Genomic DNA, 17,928 nt, shown 5'->3' with positions numbered 1-17,928 from the left:
TCTTTTCCGATGTCATATTGGCTGGCAGGATACGGAAAAATGTGATACATTTTTCCTGACGATCGGGGGACAAGCCCCCGATCCGCGGCTTGGCCGCGAGCGAGGCAGACGGTCCATGACTCCAGCCAACGCAACGGTTTCAGGTCGGCCGGCGAGGAGGGAGAAGGTCGCACATGTTCGGTTCGCGCCAGAGGAACTTGCCGCGATCGCGTCGGCTGCGGAGACCGCCGGCCTGTCGGTTTCGGCCTTCGTCCGCTCGCTTGCTTGCGAGGGGGCGGGCCTCCGGCCGTTTCTGAATGAGGAGGATCAGGCGATCCTGCAACTCCTCGCCAAGGATTTGCGTGCTGTTGGCAACGCTCTCAATCAGGCCATACGCGCACTCAACACTGGGCGCATGGCTGCGGCTTCGAATGTAGCCGCAGCCGCGGACGATGCCCGCGCCATTGCATTGACGGTCGCGGCCGAGCTCTCTCAGATGACGAAGAGCGCCAGCTCGGCTCGCCGCCTTGGTGCGCGCTAATGGAATTCTTCCTGGGTGCTTTTGAACGGGACTGGGAACGCCGTCGCGCAGCGCTGCTTCACGAACTGCAGCTGGGACGAGGCGAGCACCATGAATGGGAGTGGCGTCGAAAGGGCGGGGCGGCGTTCCCAGACGAGACACAAGGCGGCGGCAGGCTTTCGTTTCGTCGCAGGGACGTCGAGCTCCAACGGTCGATTCGACAACGGATCATAGCCGTGGCGCATGGAAGCCAGCCGGCGGTGGTCAAGCTCGCTTCCTATGGTGGAGGCGTGCGCGTCGCCGCGATGCTCAGCTATACTTCCCGGAATGGCGAACTGGCGGTCGAAACCGAGAAGGGCGAGCAGATCACCGGAAAGGCGGCCCTCTCGCAGCTGCGCACGCAATGGGAGCATCTTTTCGACAATCGTGCCTCGAGCCGGGACATTGGTCTGTTCCAGGTAGCGGTAAACACAAAGACACAGGAAAACGATCGCGACCAGATCTTTCGCCATGTCCTGCGCGCCGCATTCGGAGAGCGCCGCTTTGTCTATGCAATCGAAGACGTGGACGGCACTCATCTTCGAGTGCACGGGGTCCTGCTATTGCGCGGGGCTGACGGCGAGCGCCTGAGCGGCGACGCAAAGGCTGCTGCAATCGCACAGGAGCGGTTCGACAGGAGCAAGATCGGCAGCGTCGTGCAGGCGCGAATTCTATTTCGCGGTCACGGCAATGGCGTTGCCTTCGCGCTGAGCCGGGTTCGTGAAATGGTCGAACGCTTCGATGGGCAGGTGCGCGATGATAGGGGCACCAGCATCGCTACTTTCGAGCGGGCCGGCGGTCTCGTCCAGAGGCATTGGCGCAGGCAAATGCAAAGCCGCAAGGGACGTGACGTCATGCATCTAATCGTGTCCGCGCGCGCTGGCACCGATCCAACCGCCTTTCGAGATGCGGTGCGGGAGTTCCTGGGCGATCAATTCGCAGGGCATCGCTACGCTTACGCCATGCACGATCCGGCTGGGGATCCAAAGGGAATGGCGCAGGGTGGCAAGCGGCCGCATATCCACGCTCACGCGATCGTCACCATGCGTTCGGAGACAGGAGAACGCATCGAGACCAGCCCCCAGGTCTTCCGGGCGTGGCGCTCATTGATGGCCGAGAAAGCCCGACAGCGCGGAATCAATATGGAGCTGACGGACCGTCGCGAATTTGCAAGTGCGCCCGCCTATACTCGAACCCAGGTGCGGCCTGTCAGCTATGCGGGGAGAACCGAGCATGAGGGCACCAGCCAGTCGGCACGGGAACGTTATCTAGCCAAGCGTTCCAATATCCCTGACGCAGCACTGTCCAGCCGGAGTGCCCAATACGCGGCAGCGGCTGCCCAGGTATGGCGCGAAGTTGCGCGTGATAGCTCGGTCAGGAAGGTCGCCGAGTTCGCTGAAGATCATCTCGAACGAATCCGGGCCGCGTTGCGGGTTAGCCAAATCCACGCGACTGCGGTCTATCGGCGAAGGCCGGACACGAATGAGGCTAAGGGACATCTGTCACGAGAACTTTTTGGAGGCGACGAGGCTGCCATGCATGCGATGACACGTGCTGAATTGGAGGCATATGAGAAACGGGTCGAGGCCATTCTGGCCGACATTGAGCGTTCCGTCGGGCCGGGCGAGCGGGCCCGATTCCACGAGATCACAGAAGCCGCGCGCGAGGTGATGAGCATCCGCCGGGAAAATCTCCGGTTCTCCGAACAACAGCCTGTCGCAGGCGACGTGGGTCGCGGCAACCCAGGCGCCCCCCGCGACGTTTCGACGTCGGCCGAGGCCGATCCGCAGGATGGTCGAACGCCACCGAAGTCGACACACGAGCCGGTTTCTGGCAAAGCGGCATTGGACCGAAGCCATGAGCTCCCGCGAGACGAACGGTTGGGGAGCGCTCGTCAGGCCCGTGACCGTCCCGGTTGGATTGCCGCCGAAAGGATGAATGAAGCCGGGCAGCCGGCGGCTGAAAGGCCGAGTGGAATCCCGGAGCGGTGTGCCTCGCAAACTGATGCATCGCAACGATCGCCAGAGCACCTGCGCGAATTGGAGCCGCAATTGGAACAGCGCCACATGCGTGATCGCGACGAGCGCGAGCGGTAGGGGAGGAACCGCACAAGCGTCCGCTGGCCATGTGCCTCGTTGAGCCGAGATTTTAGAGTGCGGCTCGCAAATGCCGGATTGGCCTTCCGGGCGCCAGCGACTGCGCGGCTTGTGCAATGCTCTGCGCGTCAATTCCATAATGCCGATACAGATCTGCGATGGTGCCCGTCTGGCCGAAATGTTCTACGCCGAGGGACCGGGTCTTATGGCCCTGGACAGACCCGAGCCAGGCAAGGGTCGCAGGGTGGCCATCGATCACGGTGATGAGCCCGCAATTGGAGGGGACGCCGGCGAGCAATCGTTCGATGTGGCTTCGTGCGTGCGCCAGGCCGTGCTCCCTTGCGCGCTGCGCAGCAGTCCATCCGGCATTCAGGCGATCTGCCGACGTTACGGCCAAGAGGCCTACGTCGCGGCGGTCCTCCGCGATCAACCCGATCGCATTTATCGCTTCGGGTGCGATCGCTCCCGTATAGGCGACCACGATCTGGGCATTTGGTCCTGGCTTGCGCATCCAATAGCCTCCACTGAGGATGTCTTCAGCCAGCGCCTGATCAACAACGCGTTTGGGCTGCTCGATCGGCCGCGTCGAAAGTCTTAGATACACGGAGCCACCCGTCGCGTCCCTGAGCCAGCTCACGGCATCGGCATGACCATCTCCATCGCGCTGCATGTAGTCGAATGAAAACCGCAGGATTGTTGCAAGCTCGTCAACGAAGGCTGGCTCGAAGCTGGCAAGCCCGTCCTGCGCCATGCCGATCAGTGGTGTTGCTATCGATTGGTGTGCGCCGCCTTCAGGCGCCAAACTGATCCCAGAGGGAGTGGCCACGACAATGAAGCGGGCATCTTGGTAGCAGGCATAGTTCAGAGCATCGAGGCCGCGCTCGATAAACGGATCATAGAGGGTTCCTACCGGTAACAGCCGTTCGCCAAATATCGAATGGGAGAGCCCGAGAGCGGAGAGGGTTAGAAACAGGTTCATCTCGGCAATGCCGAGTTCGATGTGTTGGCCGTTTGGCGAGAATTCCCAGTTGAAGGTCGAAGGAATCCGCTCTTTTCTGAACAGGTCGGCCTTCTCTTCCCGGGCAAACAGACCTCGGCGATTTACCCATGCGCCAAGGTTGGTAGAGATGGTCACGTCCGGCGACACGGTGACGATCCTTCTCGCGAGATCAGTGTCGGCCTTGGCGATCTCGTGCATGAGAGTTCCAAAGCCATGCTGTGTCGAAACTGGCGATTGCACCTCAGTGGTGAAGGCAGCAGGAACAGCGATTTTCCCGGCCTGATGGGGCGCTCGGCGCCGGGCGTTGAATGGGGCCGCCTGTACAAAAGCGGCCAGTTCTTCGGGGGGCAGCAGGAGACCTTCATATGGATCCCATTCGTAACCGGGCCGAACGCCAAGGCTAGCGCGCAGTTCCTCGACCTGCTTTGAGGTCATCAGCCCCGCATGGTTATCCTTGTGGCCCGCCAGCGGCAGGCCGAATCCCTTGATCGTGTAGGCGACAAAGCAAACCGGGCGATCGTGCTCGCGCGCGTCCTGGAAGGCCTGCAACAATGAGCGCAAGTCGTGCCCACCGAGGTTGGTCATCAAACGCGCTAGGTCTTGATCGGAGCGGCTTTCAATCAGCTTGGAAGCCAGGCCTTGATCCCCAAGATCATCGATCAAGCGTTTTCGCCATGCCGCCCCGCCCTGGTAGGCCAAAGCCGAGTAGAGCTGGTTGGGACAGTTGTCGATCCAGCTTCGCAAAGCCTCGCCCCCGGGTTCCTGGAAGGCTTCCTCGAGGAAGGAACCGTATTTGAGGATCACCACCTCCCAACCGAAATCGCGAAACAGCGAGACGAAGCGCTCCCATAACCCTTCCCGCACCACCGCGTCCAAGCTTTGTCGATTGTAGTCGACGATCCACCAGGTGTTGCGCAGTCCGTGTTTCCATCCCTCAAGCAGAGCTTCAAAGATGTTACCCTCATCCATCTCGGCGTCGCCGATGAGCGCGACCATGCGGCCCTCGGCGAGAGTGCAGGCCATGCCTTTGGCTCGAAGATAATCCTGCACCAATGAGGAAAACAGCGTCTGTGCGACCCCCAGGCCGACGGAGCCCGTCGAGAAGTCCACGTCGTCGGTATCCTTCGTGCGTGATGGATAAGATTGCGCCCCTCCGTAGCCGCGGAACGATTCCAATTTCGAGCGTGTCTGCTTGCCGAAGAGATACTGAATGGCATGGAAGACCGGACTTGCGTGCGGCTTCACCGCGACCCTGTCTTCAGGACGCAAGACCGCGAAGTAGAGCGCCGTCATAATGGTGGCGAGCGATGCCGACGATGCCTGGTGGCCTCCAACTTTGAGCCCGTCGTCATTGGGTCGAAGATTGTTGGCATTGTGGATCATCCATGTGGACAACCACAGCACCTTCCGCTCGAGAGCCTCAAGGCACGCAAGTTTAGGATCGTCCATGTCCTGCTCCATCATTTGATATGGTGAGGATAGGAAAATCGGCGGGGCGATTGCAGCTAAAATTGCTATCAGGTAAGGCCATATCGGTGAGTTCAAGCCAATTTCGATGCAAGGAACAGAAGGTCATGCCAAAAAGCGTCATTGACGATATCGATCGCAAGTTGTTGGCGGCGCTTCAGTCGGATGCTCACGCGACAACAGAAGACCTCGGCGAGATCGCCGGTCTGTCTCCATCACCTTGCGCGCGTCGGGTGCGGATGCTGGAGAAATCTGGCGTGATCAAAGCGTATGTAGCAATCGTCGACCAGGTGAAGGTTGGATTACCTGTCAGCGCGTTTGCGTCCGTCAAGCTGGAACGACAACGGGAAGAAGAGCTGGATCGATTTTCAAATGCTGTCCTGCGCTGGCCGGAAGTCGTGGAGTGCTATCTGATGACTGGCAAGATGGACTTCCTGCTGCGCGTCGTCGTCAAAGACTTGGAGGCTTATGAAGCATTCCTGAAGCAGAAGCTCACTAGACTCGATGGCGTGGCATCAATCGAGTCGAGTTTTGCCCTTGGTCAAGTGAAACATGCTCATGGACTGCCAATCGACGCTTAGGTCACCAATATACTTGGCGCCCTACTGGCCTGCCCTTAAGCAGGTTCGAGACGGATTTCAATTAAGAAAACCCGGTTTTTCGGTCAGTTGAGGGCCCGCACAACGGTAGTCCAGACCAACAAAATACCACCAATGTTTCTGTGGGATTGGCTCGGTCCGCCTACGGTCAATGCCATCGCACCTGTCTCGGACGCGCTGCTGAATGCTGCAGCGATTTGGGCGTAGGCATTGTAGGCGCACGAAGCCTGTCGGCGCCGCAGCTATGTGGCGGGAAGGTTTCATCATCGGTGAGTAACGAAGGCCCTAGCCGGGACCGGAGCTGCTTCGTTCGTCAGGCGCCGAACGGCTGCGAGGCGGTGCCTTTTGCGAGAGCTCGATCCAGACCGGCGCGTGATCGCTGCTCTTTTCCCAGCCGCGCACCTCGACGTCGACTTGCGCGTCGATCAGCCGCTTCTTGAGCGACGGGCTCAGCAGAAGGTGGTCGATGCGCAGGCCTGCGTTGCGGCCGAAGGCGTTGCGGAAATAGTCCCAAAACGTGTAGATCTTCTCACCGGGATGACGCGCGCGCAGCGCGTCGGTCCAGCCTTGTTTGAGCAGCGTCGCATAGGCGGCGCGCGCCTCGGGCGCGAACAGAGCATCGTCCAGCCAGCGCTCGGGCTTGTAGACATCGAGTTCGGTCGGCATGACGTTGAAATCGCCTGCCAGCACCACTAGCTGTTTGGACCCGACGAGTTCGGCTGCGTGGTCGATGAGCCGATCGAACCAACGCAGCTTGTAGTCGAATTTCAGGCCGGGCCTCGGATTGCCATTCGGAAGATAAAGGCATCCGATAAGGATGCCGTTGACTGCTGCTTCGATGTAGCGGCTATGGCTGTCGTCGGGGTCGCCCGGAAGGCCGCGCCGCGTTTCGTGGATTTTGCCGACGCGGCTCAGGATCGCGACGCCGTTCCAGCTTTTCTGGCCATGCCAGACCACGTCATAGCCGAGGTCGCGGATCGGCCGTTCCGGGAACTTCTCCTCGGGCGCCTTGAGTTCCTGGAGGCAGGCAATGTCCGGCGCTGCCTCTTCCAGCCAGCGCAGCAGCACCGGCAGGCGCCCGTTGACGCCGTTGACGTTGTAGGTCGCGATCCTCATGGCTTCACAGGTCCGGCAGGAACTGATCGGCCCGGCCCCATCCCGCGAGGGCCTTCGATGCGGCGCGCTTCTTCAACTCGGGCGCATCACCGACATGGAAATGAGAGGGCGCATCGATTGTCTTCATCTCCGCCCAGGTGACAGGTGCTGCGACCGGGGCGCCCGGCCGCGATCTGGCGCTATAAGGCATGATTGCCGTTGCGCCGCGCTGGTTGCGCAGATAGTCGACGAAGATCCGTCCCTTGCGTTTGGCCTTCGACAAAACGGCCGTGAAGTGGGCAGGGTCGCTCTGCGCGACCGCCTGAGCAAGCCGGGAGGCGAAGGCCTTCACCTCAGGCCATTCAGCTCGCGGCGTAAGCGGCGCGATCACATGCACGCCCTTGCCGCCCGTTAGCATCGGGAAAGTGGTCAATCCAAGGGATTTCAGTATACCCCGGAACTGGAATGCGGCAGCGCGAACCGCCTCGAAATTCAGTCCCTCGTCGGGGTCGAGGTCAAACACAAGGCGGTCGGCCTTCTCGACGTCTTCGATGCGCGCTCCCCATCCATGGAACTCGATCGTTCCCATCTGGACACAGGTCACAAGCCCCTCGGCGTCGTCGACGTAAAGGTAGGGCTCCTCATGGCCGTCCTTTTCGGTGATCCCGACGTGATGGACCTTGTCGCCGAAGCTGCCAGCGTCGTGCTTTTGGAAAAAACATTTCTTGGCGCGGCCCTGCGGGCAGCGGACCAGGCTGATTGGTCTGCTGCCCGCCCAGGGAAGCATGATCGCAGCAACATCGGCGTAATGATCGGCAAGCTGTCCCTTGGTGATGTTGGATTCGGGGTAGATTACGCGGCCGCGATTGCTGATCGCGACCGCGCTTGTCGCCGGCGGCGGCAGCGTCGCTGTGCGGTGTTCCGTCTCGAGCACAACCGCTTCGGGCTTCTTGTCCTCACGCAAGCCGAGATAGCTTGGATGGCGCAGTGTTCCTTCATTGGTCATCTCGGTGAAGGCGATCTCGGCGACAAGGTTGGGACGCAGCCAGTGCGCGCGGCGAACCTCCGCGCGCGGTGCTTCGACGGTGGCGGCCTTCTGCTCGAGCAGCGCCATGGTCTTCATCAGCCGGGCCATCCCGGCGGTATCGAAGCCGGTCCCGACCTTGCCGGCATAGCGCAGCTTTCCGCCGTCATGGACCCCAAGGATCAGCGATCGAAACGCGCGATCCTTGTCTGACGGCGTCCAGCCTACGAGCACGAATTCCTGACGTTTGATGCACTTGATCTTCAGCCAGCTTCCGTCGCGGGCGCCGACATAGCCCGAATCCGCCAGCTTCGAGATAACCCCCTCAAGGCCGGCGTCGCAGAAGCGGTTCAGCAATTCTTCCCCCCGACCCTGGATATGATCGGAGTAGCGAAGGATGGGGCTCTTCGCCGGCAGAATTGCCTCCAGTTTCTCCTTGCGCTCCAGCAGCGGCAGCCTCGTCAGGTCTTCCCCGTCGAGTTGGAGCAGGTCGAAGGCATAAAAATCGATGCTCGCGGGAGCGCCCTTCAACGCGTTCTGCAGCGCCTGGAAACTGGATCGTCCCTCGGCGTCGGTGACGACGGCCTCTCCGTCGATGAGGGCAGAGCGAACCTTGAGCTTGCGCGCCTCCGCCAAAATGGACGGAAAGCGGCCGGACCAGTCCAGGCCGGAGCGCGTATAGGCGCGCGCCTCGCCGCCGCCCACGGCGACAAGAATACGGTAGCCATCGTATTTCATCTCGTGGATCCAGCGATCGCCAGGGGGAACCGTGTCCACCAGTTTTGCAAGCTGGACCGGCCGGAACGCGGGTGGCGCAAGTTTGGCTGCCCCGCGCGAGGCTGGCTTCGCAGGGGGAGCTGAAGATCCTTTGATTGTGGGCCGACGCAAAGCTGACTTGCTCACTTGACTTGACCCTGTTCAGACCGAACTATGCAATGCGTCATTGCGAACACGCAGCCTATTTCTTCAGTTTCTCCGCGGCGGCATTGAGCTTATCGCGGTCGTTACCGATCCGCTTGATCAGGGCTTCGGCCTGCTCTCTGCTGATACCGTGCTTGCGGCCGAAATAATTGACCTCATAGCCTTCACCCCCGGAGACCTGCCGACGGTCTGCGGCGCCTCGCTTCGATTTGTTGTCCGCCATTATCGTCTCCCCTGTTCCATAGCTGCGCTGTCACGACGTTCGACCTGTAACGCTTTGGTAAGACTTGCGATCCTGAGCCGGACAAGAAATTCGACGTTTCACCTGAAATCCCGCGTCTTGACCTTGAGGTTGTCGATGTGGAGGTCGGGTAGGTAGATGTCGCGGCTGCGCAGCCCCTTGGGCGGCAGCTCGCGCGGATCGGGTCCCGAGCCGCCATTGCGCACCTGGTCGCGCGGGCGTGCGGCAGGGGAAAGCTGCCCTCGCGTTCGCCGATGCTGGCGAGCTCGGCTGAAAGATCGCTAATCTTCCGAGCCACGAGGTGGACCACTTCGCCCTCACGCTGGATGCGGCCGCTTACCGCGATCATGCCCGCCGACAGAACCGTGCGCCGGTGCTGCTCGAACACTTGCGGCCAGACGACGAGGTTCGCGATGCCGGTCTCGTCCTCAAGGGTGATGAACATCACGCCCTTGGCCGAGCCCGGGCGCTGCCGGACGAGTACTATGCCTGCCGCTTCCAGCCAGCGCCCGTCGCGCGCCTCCATCGCCTCGGCGCATGAAACGATGCTGCGGCGGCGAAGATCTTCGCGCAGGAAGGGCCGTGTCGCCGCCCTTGAGCTGAAGCAACTCGGTCGATTGCGGCGCGCGGCAAGTTTCCCGGAACCTGCTATGTAAGCAGCAACTTTGCGGCCAGGATCAAGCTGACCTCGTATACATCACGCCCGCTCTCGTCGCGAACCCGCACGACGAACTCATTGCGGTCTGCTAGCAGCGGATGTTCTACTGCGAGTTCAGGCAGAACGCGGTTCGCTTCCTCCCGCATCTCGGGCAAGGACATTTCGAGGCCCTGATCATCGGGGATGATCTGACCATTCTCAATCGTGTCGAAAAAATATCGTGGCATACTCCAGCCCCAACTTGCGTCTCCAAGGTTTGTTCCCTGGCGGTTAAGCTTGCGGGACAGGGTCAAAGTTCTGGCCCATTGCCAAATGATTTCCTCTTCTAGGGCAAGTACTCCTCGATTGCGCTCCGGGCACACCGTCATCTGCTATTATCGGTTGCCTCACAACCAATGAAACATTCAATTCAGCTAAAACCTCCCTGAACTGACTCGAGCCTCGCTCTGTGATTGTGAAGAGAAGCTACTTCGTGAACAGTCCCGAGGCAAAAAGGGACGGGGCGAATGTGTCACTGGGGACAGCGTTGTAGGCATCGCTTCCGATTCGAATTCATCCCTTTTTGTAGTCGCGGCAATAGCGGTTGGTGCGTCTCAGCCCGCAGGGATAGCCACCTCGCGCAGAGTGACGGGCTTTATATCGCCTGGCTTGTTTCGGTCGCGCCTGTCAGGCTCTCTGAATGCCCAACCACATGCCGCTCACGCCTCGCAATTCTTACGCTGAGCCAGGACGCATAGCCGCGCAACCAACAATCGGCATCGGCATGCCGAAACGTGAGGCAGTTTGGCCATCAGCTAGGTGATCGCGGCTTTGAGCTTAGCTAAATGTGCAGTGGCGAGGTTAAGGAGCGCCGTTGCCGTTTCCTCTGCTGACCACCCCTGCGCGATCGAAGAGGCTACCAAAGCCGCGAAGGCGGTCTCTATTGCAACTTCGCAGTTCACTTCCCTGTCGGGGCTTCCCTCAGGCAGTATGGGAGCGGCAACCGGTGCGGTTTCGGACATGCAAAATGAATCGCCGAAAATGGAAAAGGTTCCAGTTTGGAAAGCTGCACATGGAAGCTGATATTCCCTTGCCGATTAACGGCAATCCAACCGTTCGTACCTTGCCGAGACAATCGCTAGAGATAATGGCAATTGGTCAGCCCGATCGCCCAGTTGTGGACCCACGAAAGCTGGTGAATGCGAGTCCGGTTCGGAATTTTCGAGATGTGAGGATCCGGATTGTGCGACAAGGCTCTTTAGCCGGATCTAGCCTAAGTGACCAGACTCGAAAGTGGAACAGCCGGGAATACCAGGTACTCGGCCAACTGTTATGGCATGTGGTCACAACAGGCAGATACAAAAAGAGGGCTTCGGACAGAAGGGTTGGGTCCATCTACGCTTTAGGCTAACGTCCTAGGCCGTCCCGCGACGCAAGCATGACCCGGCTGCCAGATCAGGATCAAGAAAGCCGGGTCAAGCTTGGCGATCAATAATCGCTGTCGTCCTGCTGGATGACCACCGGGCGGTGATGCTGACGGTGCATCGAGCCCGCGACGACAACGGTGTCGGGCCGACGATGGTGGCGATGCCAGGCACGCTTACCGTTGTCGTAAAAGGCCACTTGGCCGTGGTGACGGTGATGAAGGCGACCGCCGTCCTCATTATAAACCACTGTGCCATGATGCTGATGGCGATGATGGGTCGTGATCACGACATCGGCCTCGGACGCCGACGCGACAGCCGGAGCGGCGATAGAGAGCCCAAGCGCGCCGAAAAGCAGAAACTTCATTGCAAAATTCTCAATCAATCTGAACATCCCTTCGGAGCACAAACCCTTGGGGCGGGTAATAGTTCCGAAGTCAGCGGCGACGCCGGGAAAACGCGAATACTTAAGCGGCCAAGTCGACCCGCGCGAACTTTGTCGCGCTGGTGGGACCGATCTTCACGAGGGGCCCGCGATGGTGCTCGGAACCTCTATGCCGCCATACACGAGCGATGCAGGGTATGGGTTGAGATGCTCGCCGCGCGAACACCTCTCTGACGGCTTTGGTGCAATTGGCCATTCAGCGTCGTAACATTCCAGCCGGCTAAAGAGTTCTGTGTCGAAGGATCGACCGATGCGAGATTTGCTCAAGAACATCGATGTCGACTTGGTGATTGAGATTGATAACTCTCTGGACGGCCCTAAGCAAAGCTGTTGCAGTCTCAATGGGAGCCGCGGTGACTGCAATCCGCAAGCGATCCTCGACGAAGAAAAAATCATCGCGATTTGGAGCAGCCAATAGATCTGGAGCAGCCAATAATTGAGGGCGCTGGTGCGCGAAGCCTGGGAAGGTAGCCGAACCCCCGATTCTCCTGCATGATTTGTCCTTCTGACCGGTGCTGAGCCAGAGTGCGTTCGGCGCTTAAGGGCGGCCTTCGGTGGGGCCACCTAGGACTAAAGTCCATGCCGAAACAGCAATGGTCCTGCCAGTCTCGCCCCTCGGAACTGACACCTCACGCGCTCGTTTGTTCCTGCAAGACTTGGGAGGAAGCTTATGGATAGGAGTGTTGGGCAAGCGCGATGGCTGCTGGGGCCCATCTTCGCCATAGCCGTCACCTTCATGGTCATTGGAGTAGCTGTCAACTGAGAGCCCGCGTGCGAAACGCAAACGTTCATAGATTGGCGCAATCCTGTCCCTTCTTGCGCCATTAGGGGTTCGCTCACTGCTGCAAAGTGGCCGGCGAACCCTCAACCCTCATTTTGATTGGACGCTCATGCATGAGGTGGTTCCATTGTTCAGTGACAAAGAAACCCGTCTTCTTGAGGCCGCGCTCCTTCTAGCGGTGCCGCTTTCGATCGTAGGAGCCGTGCTGCTCGTCAGCCTTACGTTTGGTTGGTTGGGGTGAGGATGCAGCCTGGCATTCGATTCGGACGTCCCCCATGAGCATCGGCTTCATGCAGGCATGAACGGCGCCAGCACCTCGGGAAGCGCTGCAAAGTATGAATGTCTGTTGTCTGTTCAATCGAGAAAGAAATCTTTGTCGCCCAGCCTCATCAGTTGACCGACGGTGAATTCGCACCGGCAAAGTCGCCGCCAAGGCTGCTTCCATCCTCGTCAGCCAAGGAGAGTCTTCGTAACGAGCGCCTCTCGGCGGCACGACAACGAAAATCGATGCAGCCGGCATAGTCATAATGTTGTCCCTGCAGCCGGTTTTTAAGGGCCAGCTAAAAAAGGGAAGGGGCCAGAGGAACAATCCGAGCTCAATGCGGTTGGGCCGCTGACGGAGGAGGCTGCGCCATGAACAGCGTCATTTATCTCATCGGACTCGTAGTCGTCGTGCTTGCGATCCTCTCCTTTCTTGGTTTTCATTAGGAGGCATCATGCAGCGGAAGGATCAAAACGGCCATCAGGCGGCCGATGTCGAGACGGCCAAAAGCGACCTGTCTGACAGAGTCCGACAGGAGACACAAAGCGCGAAAGAATTGTTCCAAGACGCGCGTGACGAACTGGGTCGCAAAGCCGAAGACTATGCCTCGGAAGCAAAGGATGCCCTTTCCGGCAAGGCCGAAAAAACGCAGCGCGACATAAGCGCAAGTTTGGCGGCGTTTGGTGGCGCCTTACGGGCGGCCAGCGAGCATCTGGCCAACAGCGACCAACAGAGGGCATCAAAGTATGTTCTCGACGCGGCAGGCGGGCTGGAGCGCCTCTCGTCCTCGTTGAAGGAGAAGTCGTTCGAGCAGGTTCTCGGCGAAGTGCAGTCGTTTGGCCGCGAAAACTCTGGTGCTCTCGTCGCCGGATCGGTGTTGGCTGGCTTGGCGCTTGGGCGATTTATCAAGAGCTCGTCGCCAAGCGGCTCTGGTCGGAAGGGTGACCAATCTCAAGGGGAGAATTCTGCCGATAGCAACGCCCGGCCGAAATCGAGCCCTGACAAGCCCGGCGATGACGCGAGCGTGGGGCACGACCAATGAGCAACGAACAGGATAGCCGTAGCCTTCCAACGCTTGTCAGCGATCTCGCACAGCAGGTGACGACTCTGCTGCAAACGGAAGCCAAGTTGATGCGGGCAGAAATCTCGGAGAGCGTCAATAGAGCCGGGACTGGCGCTGTCGAGGTTCTGGGTGGTGCCCTGTGCCTGCTCGCGGCGCTAATCGTGCTGCTGCAGGCGCTCGTCATCGCCTTAGCCAGTGCCGGCCTCGGCGCGGGATGGTCTGCGCTCCTCGTCGGTGTGGTCGTGGCCGTTCTAGGCTTCGTCCTTTTGCGCAAGGGCATGGCGAGTATGGCTCCCGCCGAGTTGACCCCAGATCGGACCCAGGACCAATTGAAGCGTGACGCGCGCCTGATCAAGGAACAGATAAGATGAACGAGAAATCCGCTGCCGAACTGGAACGCGAGGCCGACATTGCGCGAGCCAACATCGTCGACACGGCCGATTCCATTCGCAACAAGATGACCCCAGGCCAACTAATCGATGAATTTGCTAGCCTGTTCGCGGGGGGTAACGGGTCGCAGATGCTTGACAACCTAAGGGCGCAAGTGCGGGGTAATCCGCTACCGCTGACGCTGGTGGGAGCCGGGCTCGCCTGGCTCATGCTTGGGCACGGCGCATCAGCGATCAGCGCCAATAATTGGAATTCAGAGCCAAGCCCCAACCGGGCTCCGTCGGGCAGTCAACTTCCCGGCGAGCCAGGCCACGGTACCGGCTTGGACACTAAGCTGTCCGAGGCGGTCAGTTCGATGACTTCGGCCGCAGGCGCAGCAGCTTCCGCTGCTGCGAGTGGCGCCAGCGACCGTTTGACCAGCATGACCGGACAGGTCAGTTCCAAGGCCGGCGACATGGCTGCGAGAGCAACCCGATCGGCGCAAGACTGGCTCCAGCACGAACCGCTGGCCTTGGCAGCTGCGGGTCTTGCTCTGGGCACCGCTATCGGTGCGATGCTGCCCCATTCCGCGCTTGAGGACGAACAATTTGGCAGCTATCGAGACAGGCTCCGGGACAGTGCTGCCGGCGCTTTGGAAGAAGGTCTCGATCAAGCCAAGCAGGTCGTAGCCGACGCCTATGACACGGTAAAGGATGAAGCAGACCTGCAACGTTCGAATGAAAATACGTTGGTCGGTCAGGTTGGCGAACTGGTTAGAGCGACCACTGACGAGACCGAGCGGGCCATTCGCGACCGGCTTTCCGACTCGGAGCCGTCTAAGGACGTGCCTGACCACGGCTGAAGCCGCGTCTTTCGTATCCAGTCGTGCCCACGCCGCGATGCTGTAACGTCTCTAGCCGCAAGAGAAGGATTGGCTAGAGCGTCGGCCTGATCGCGGTCAGGTTCTGCGCCAACTAATGCTCAACAGGTTCTCTGGGAGATTGTACCGATGAAAGCACGGCCCCGATAATAGCGGTTCCGCGCGTCGCGACCGGCAACGCGAGGCCGGCGGTCTCATGACACCAGCTCCAGACAAATGGCAAATCGATTGAGAAAGGCGCTACGGTGGCGATTTGGGCTGCGACCCCAAGTGGCGGGGAAGAACGAATGGTGCTTGGCCACGACCCGCGGAGCGTATTGACAAGACAGTCGCGGAAGGCATCAACGAGTTAGACCTAAACGATGCTTAGAGTGACGCCGAGCTGTCGTGCTTTGGCCACACCGGCCGCCAATTCTCTTTGTCCCGCGACTTCGACGTTTCGTCCACGGCAACACGCTGGTAGCATTTGCAATGTGAGGGGTAACAGCCGGGTAGGGCGTCCAGAAAAAGCCGACCGAGTGATGTCGGCGTCGCGCTGCCGATCAAAAAAGGGGGAGAGAACAGGTATGGTCAAGATGAGTCGCAAAGAATTGCATATGCTGGTCTGGTTGAAGCCGATGACCAACATCGCTCGCGAAATCGGCGTTCGCGACCAGCATATTGCGCAGGCGTGCGATGCTTATGACATCGCGCGACCGCGCCCAGGTCATTGGCAACGCGTCCAGTATGGCAAGGTGGCAAACGGGACGTTACTCAGCAGTAAGAAATATCCTTTTGAGGAGATGGTCCTCATAGGTCCGGTGAACAGCAGGGATCACCGGACAAAAACTTGCAAGCAAGTTCAATGTCGCTGCGGCAGGCCTAGCAGAGCCCGCGCTTCCCGAGACAGCTCTGCCGGCCCTGGCCCGCAGAGCCATATATCGCCTGCAACGATGAAATGCTTCCGTGCCGGCCTTTGGAAAGTGAATTGATCCGTCCGCTCCGAGGCGTCGAAGCAATTGCAAGGATGCGAGCGTCAAGATCTTCTAGCGGATTTGATGCGGTCGATATGTCAGGTGGAACCTCGCGCCGATTGACTGCGACCGGCATAGGCGCTCCAATTGCTCAAATATCGCATCTGTATATAGCCGCTACATCCACTGTGGCGGCGATATGGAAATGTCGCACGCTCTGCAAAGTAGAAATGTCGCATTCGCCGTTCCAAGGGGGGCAGCAAGTTAGAAATGCGACAGTGAGATGGGCGCACACCTGGTGCAGGTCTCGATGCTCTATCGACAACGGATCGATGTCTCGCGGAAGCCATTTGCGAGTGCGGCGGTTGGTGTTTTCCACCGTGCCTGTCTGCCAAGGCGCCTGCGGGTCGCAGAACCATGTCTGACCGCCGAGACCGGCCGGAAGGTAGGGCCAGTCTGTGAACTCGGTGCCGCGGTCGAAGGTGATCGATGGGCGGGCCGAATGGGGAAGTGGACCAAGCACGTCGATCAAGCCATCCATGATCGCGCGCGACTGTCGGTCGTTGTTGCGCAGGAAGACCGTGAAGCGGCTCACCCGTTCCACCAGCGAAGTGACGTTCGCTTTGCCGAATTTCTTGCGAACTGGATCAGATCGCGTGTCCGAGCTGCTTTCTGTCGCGGACGATGTTCGGACGATGCAAAATGCTCAATTCCGGGCTAAATCGACGGCCATGACGCCGCTTTACGTGCCTCGGCCGGCGTCGGGCGCGGCTCTCCGGAACTTATTCCGCGCGATCTGCGGAAAATCGTCGAGCGGTGGCGGCCGAGTTTCTCAGCAATCGCATCGACACTGACGCCAGCATGGTGCGAGCGCTCGATCTTGCGGCGTTCATCCAAATCGATCGGGGAGTAGGTGCGTTTTGCGGCAATATCCACAAGTCGCAGAATCTATCTTATGGAACTGGTGGAAATCTCTTTAAAAGCAGAGGCTTAGTTGAGATGCTGGAGCTGATACGTCTCTCTGAGAAAACTGCGATTAGCAACGTTCCTGTTCAAATTCCAGCCAAGGTGTCATGACGCAAGCTGATTAATTATCTGGGGTCCTGACGCAGTAACTGATTGTGAATGTCGCTAGCGGCGACCGCGGCATGGCCGAAACCGACCGCAATCTGATTCAGCGCCTTCACCACATCTCCAATGGCGGAGACACCTTCCGCGCTTGTGCGCTGATGCGCGTCAACTCGAACATAGCCGTCTTCTGAGCAGTCGGCCCCCAGGTATGTAGCTAGTTCGGATCGTACGACACAGCCCATCGCGATATAGATCACTTCGAAGAGTTGTTTGCGGCCGTTCTCCAGAAGTACCTCGTATCCACTGTCCATTGGAAGGAGGCTATTTGCATTGTCCAAAATTCCTGCCTTGAAAGCAGCCGCTCGCCTCCGCGCATTGGCAGATAGACCTTCGGGACGGCTAGCCAGGACCGTGACGTTGGGCGTGTATTGCTTCAGGAATAACGCCTCCCTCATCGCGCTCTCCTCGGGGCCCATCACGGCAACGGCCTTGTCTATCACCTCATAACCGTCGCACACCGGGCACAGGCGAATGGTGCCCTTGGCGATTCCTTCGCGTATATGTGGTACATCGGGCGTGATGTCGGTAACTCCTGTCGCAAGTATTACCTGGCGTGTCGGGTACGCTTCATTGGCAGCATAAACGACGAACCCGGCTTCGACTGGGTTAATCGCCACGACCCGCTCCCGCCTCAGAACAGCGCCGTACATAGCAGCTTGCGCGGTGAGGCGCCGCAGGAGATCCTCGCCTCCAATTCCGTCGGGAAAACCCGGACAGTTGTGACTTTTCACAATCAATTTCGCGCGGCCGTCATCCGCGTCGAATACTACGACGCTGCGGCGAAACCTTCCCAGGTAAACAGCCGCCGCCAACCCAGCCGGACCACCGCCGACGATCGCGACGTCAAAAGGCTCGTTCGACTTTAAAGCGGACATTCGCGCCCAACGACGCAACTGGTTCAATGTTCCCCGACAAAAGCCGGCTCGATCTACCTTGTGCGCGGAGGCGCCCTGATATTTCGTCAGAGCGGAAGAAATATTCTTGTTGGCGGTCCGTCGGTCT

Annotated in this window: 17 protein-coding genes and 1 pseudogene; 8 read left to right on the top strand and 10 right to left on the bottom strand. The window is 59.5% G+C overall.

Annotated elements, in window-relative coordinates:
* Window positions 1-115 precede the first annotated feature (115 nt).
* A complete protein-coding gene (locus tag LB533_RS13730; RefSeq protein ID WP_224677362.1) occupies window positions 116-520 on the top strand; it encodes a plasmid mobilization protein in 405 nt (134 codons plus the stop codon).
* A complete protein-coding gene (locus LB533_RS13725) occupies window positions 520-2,634 on the top strand; it encodes a relaxase/mobilization nuclease domain-containing protein (protein ID WP_224677361.1) in 2,115 nt (704 codons plus the stop codon). Before LB533_RS13730 ends, LB533_RS13725 begins: the two co-directional genes overlap by 1 nt.
* Before the next feature lie 52 nt (window positions 2,635-2,686).
* Here the strand turns inward: LB533_RS13725 and LB533_RS13720 are convergent, their stop codons facing one another.
* On the bottom strand, window positions 2,687-5,083 hold the full coding sequence (locus tag LB533_RS13720; RefSeq protein ID WP_224677360.1) for a transketolase: 2,397 nt from the start codon (window positions 5,081-5,083) through the stop codon (window positions 2,687-2,689).
* 125 nt (window positions 5,084-5,208) lie between these two features.
* On the opposite strand from LB533_RS13720, the gene LB533_RS13715 reads away from it, so the two are divergent.
* Window positions 5,209-5,682: an Lrp/AsnC family transcriptional regulator gene (locus LB533_RS13715; protein WP_224677359.1), complete on the top strand. Its 474-nt coding sequence runs from the start codon at window positions 5,209-5,211 to the stop codon at window positions 5,680-5,682.
* Window positions 5,683-5,985: 303 nt separating this feature from the next.
* Here the strand turns inward: LB533_RS13715 and xth are convergent, their stop codons facing one another.
* From xth to LB533_RS13685, 6 genes and pseudogenes are all read right to left on the bottom strand, one after another.
* Window positions 5,986-6,816 carry an exodeoxyribonuclease III gene (xth, locus tag LB533_RS13710; RefSeq protein ID WP_140642196.1) on the bottom strand — a complete coding sequence of 277 codons (831 nt, stop codon included), beginning with the start codon at window positions 6,814-6,816 and terminating at the stop codon, window positions 5,986-5,988.
* A 4-nt stretch (window positions 6,817-6,820) separates the two neighbouring features.
* On the bottom strand, window positions 6,821-8,722 hold the full coding sequence (gene ligD / locus LB533_RS13705; RefSeq protein ID WP_318012496.1) for a DNA ligase D: 1,902 nt from the start codon (window positions 8,720-8,722) through the stop codon (window positions 6,821-6,823).
* A 55-nt stretch (window positions 8,723-8,777) separates the two neighbouring features.
* Entirely contained in the window at window positions 8,778-8,963 is a 186-nt protein-coding gene (locus tag LB533_RS13700) for a DUF3606 domain-containing protein (RefSeq protein WP_224677357.1), read from the bottom strand.
* A 98-nt stretch (window positions 8,964-9,061) separates the two neighbouring features.
* Window positions 9,062-9,558 (bottom strand): annotated as a pseudogene (locus tag LB533_RS13695) (OB-fold nucleic acid binding domain-containing protein); the annotation flags it as partial.
* A 71-nt stretch (window positions 9,559-9,629) separates the two neighbouring features.
* A complete protein-coding gene (locus LB533_RS13690) occupies window positions 9,630-10,007 on the bottom strand; it encodes a DUF6894 family protein (RefSeq protein WP_224677356.1) in 378 nt (125 codons plus the stop codon).
* A 1,099-nt stretch (window positions 10,008-11,106) separates the two neighbouring features.
* The gene (locus LB533_RS13685) at window positions 11,107-11,409 is read right to left on the bottom strand and encodes a hypothetical protein (protein ID WP_224677355.1); all 303 of its coding nucleotides are present in this window, start codon (window positions 11,407-11,409) and stop codon (window positions 11,107-11,109) included.
* A gap of 328 nt (window positions 11,410-11,737) precedes the next feature.
* Between LB533_RS13685 and LB533_RS13680 the strand changes: the two genes are divergently transcribed.
* From LB533_RS13680 to LB533_RS13665, 4 genes are all read left to right on the top strand, one after another.
* Window positions 11,738-11,905: a hypothetical protein gene (locus LB533_RS13680; protein ID WP_224677354.1), complete on the top strand. Its 168-nt coding sequence runs from the start codon at window positions 11,738-11,740 to the stop codon at window positions 11,903-11,905.
* A gap of 1,079 nt (window positions 11,906-12,984) precedes the next feature.
* Complete coding sequence (locus LB533_RS13675; RefSeq protein WP_181169452.1) at window positions 12,985-13,572, top strand: hypothetical protein; 588 nt, start codon at window positions 12,985-12,987, stop codon at window positions 13,570-13,572.
* Window positions 13,569-13,964, top strand: a complete 396-nt coding sequence (locus LB533_RS13670; protein WP_224677353.1) for a phage holin family protein — start codon at window positions 13,569-13,571, stop codon at window positions 13,962-13,964. Before LB533_RS13675 ends, LB533_RS13670 begins: the two co-directional genes overlap by 4 nt.
* The gene (locus LB533_RS13665) at window positions 13,961-14,824 is read left to right on the top strand and encodes a hypothetical protein (protein ID WP_224677352.1); all 864 of its coding nucleotides are present in this window, start codon (window positions 13,961-13,963) and stop codon (window positions 14,822-14,824) included. Before LB533_RS13670 ends, LB533_RS13665 begins: the two co-directional genes overlap by 4 nt.
* Before the next feature lie 1,122 nt (window positions 14,825-15,946).
* Here the strand turns inward: LB533_RS13665 and LB533_RS30115 are convergent.
* Window positions 15,947-16,390 (bottom strand): IS30 family transposase, encoded by a 444-nt coding sequence (locus LB533_RS30115; protein ID WP_411970884.1) that lies wholly within the window; start codon window positions 16,388-16,390, stop codon window positions 15,947-15,949.
* Window positions 16,391-16,512: 122 nt separating this feature from the next.
* Window positions 16,513-16,692, bottom strand: a complete 180-nt coding sequence (locus tag LB533_RS13655; protein ID WP_224677640.1) for a helix-turn-helix domain-containing protein — start codon at window positions 16,690-16,692, stop codon at window positions 16,513-16,515.
* On the opposite strand from LB533_RS13655, the gene LB533_RS13650 reads away from it, so the two are divergent.
* On the top strand, window positions 16,612-16,872 hold the full coding sequence (locus tag LB533_RS13650) for a hypothetical protein (RefSeq protein WP_224677657.1): 261 nt from the start codon (window positions 16,612-16,614) through the stop codon (window positions 16,870-16,872). The two genes, LB533_RS13655 and LB533_RS13650, sit on opposite strands and share 81 nt — an antisense overlap.
* 14 nt (window positions 16,873-16,886) lie before the next feature.
* On the opposite strand, the gene LB533_RS13645 is transcribed toward LB533_RS13650, so the two are convergent.
* Complete coding sequence (locus LB533_RS13645) at window positions 16,887-17,828, bottom strand: NAD(P)/FAD-dependent oxidoreductase (protein WP_224677351.1); 942 nt, start codon at window positions 17,826-17,828, stop codon at window positions 16,887-16,889.
* Between the last annotated feature and the right edge of the window lie 100 nt (window positions 17,829-17,928).

Source organism: Mesorhizobium sp. BR1-1-13 (genome assembly GCF_020165515.1).
In the GTDB taxonomy this organism is placed as follows: Bacteria; Pseudomonadota; Alphaproteobacteria; order Rhizobiales; family Rhizobiaceae; genus Mesorhizobium.
The sequence above is the reverse complement of the archived record's forward strand: the minus strand, read 5'-3'. Positions and strand labels throughout refer to the sequence as shown.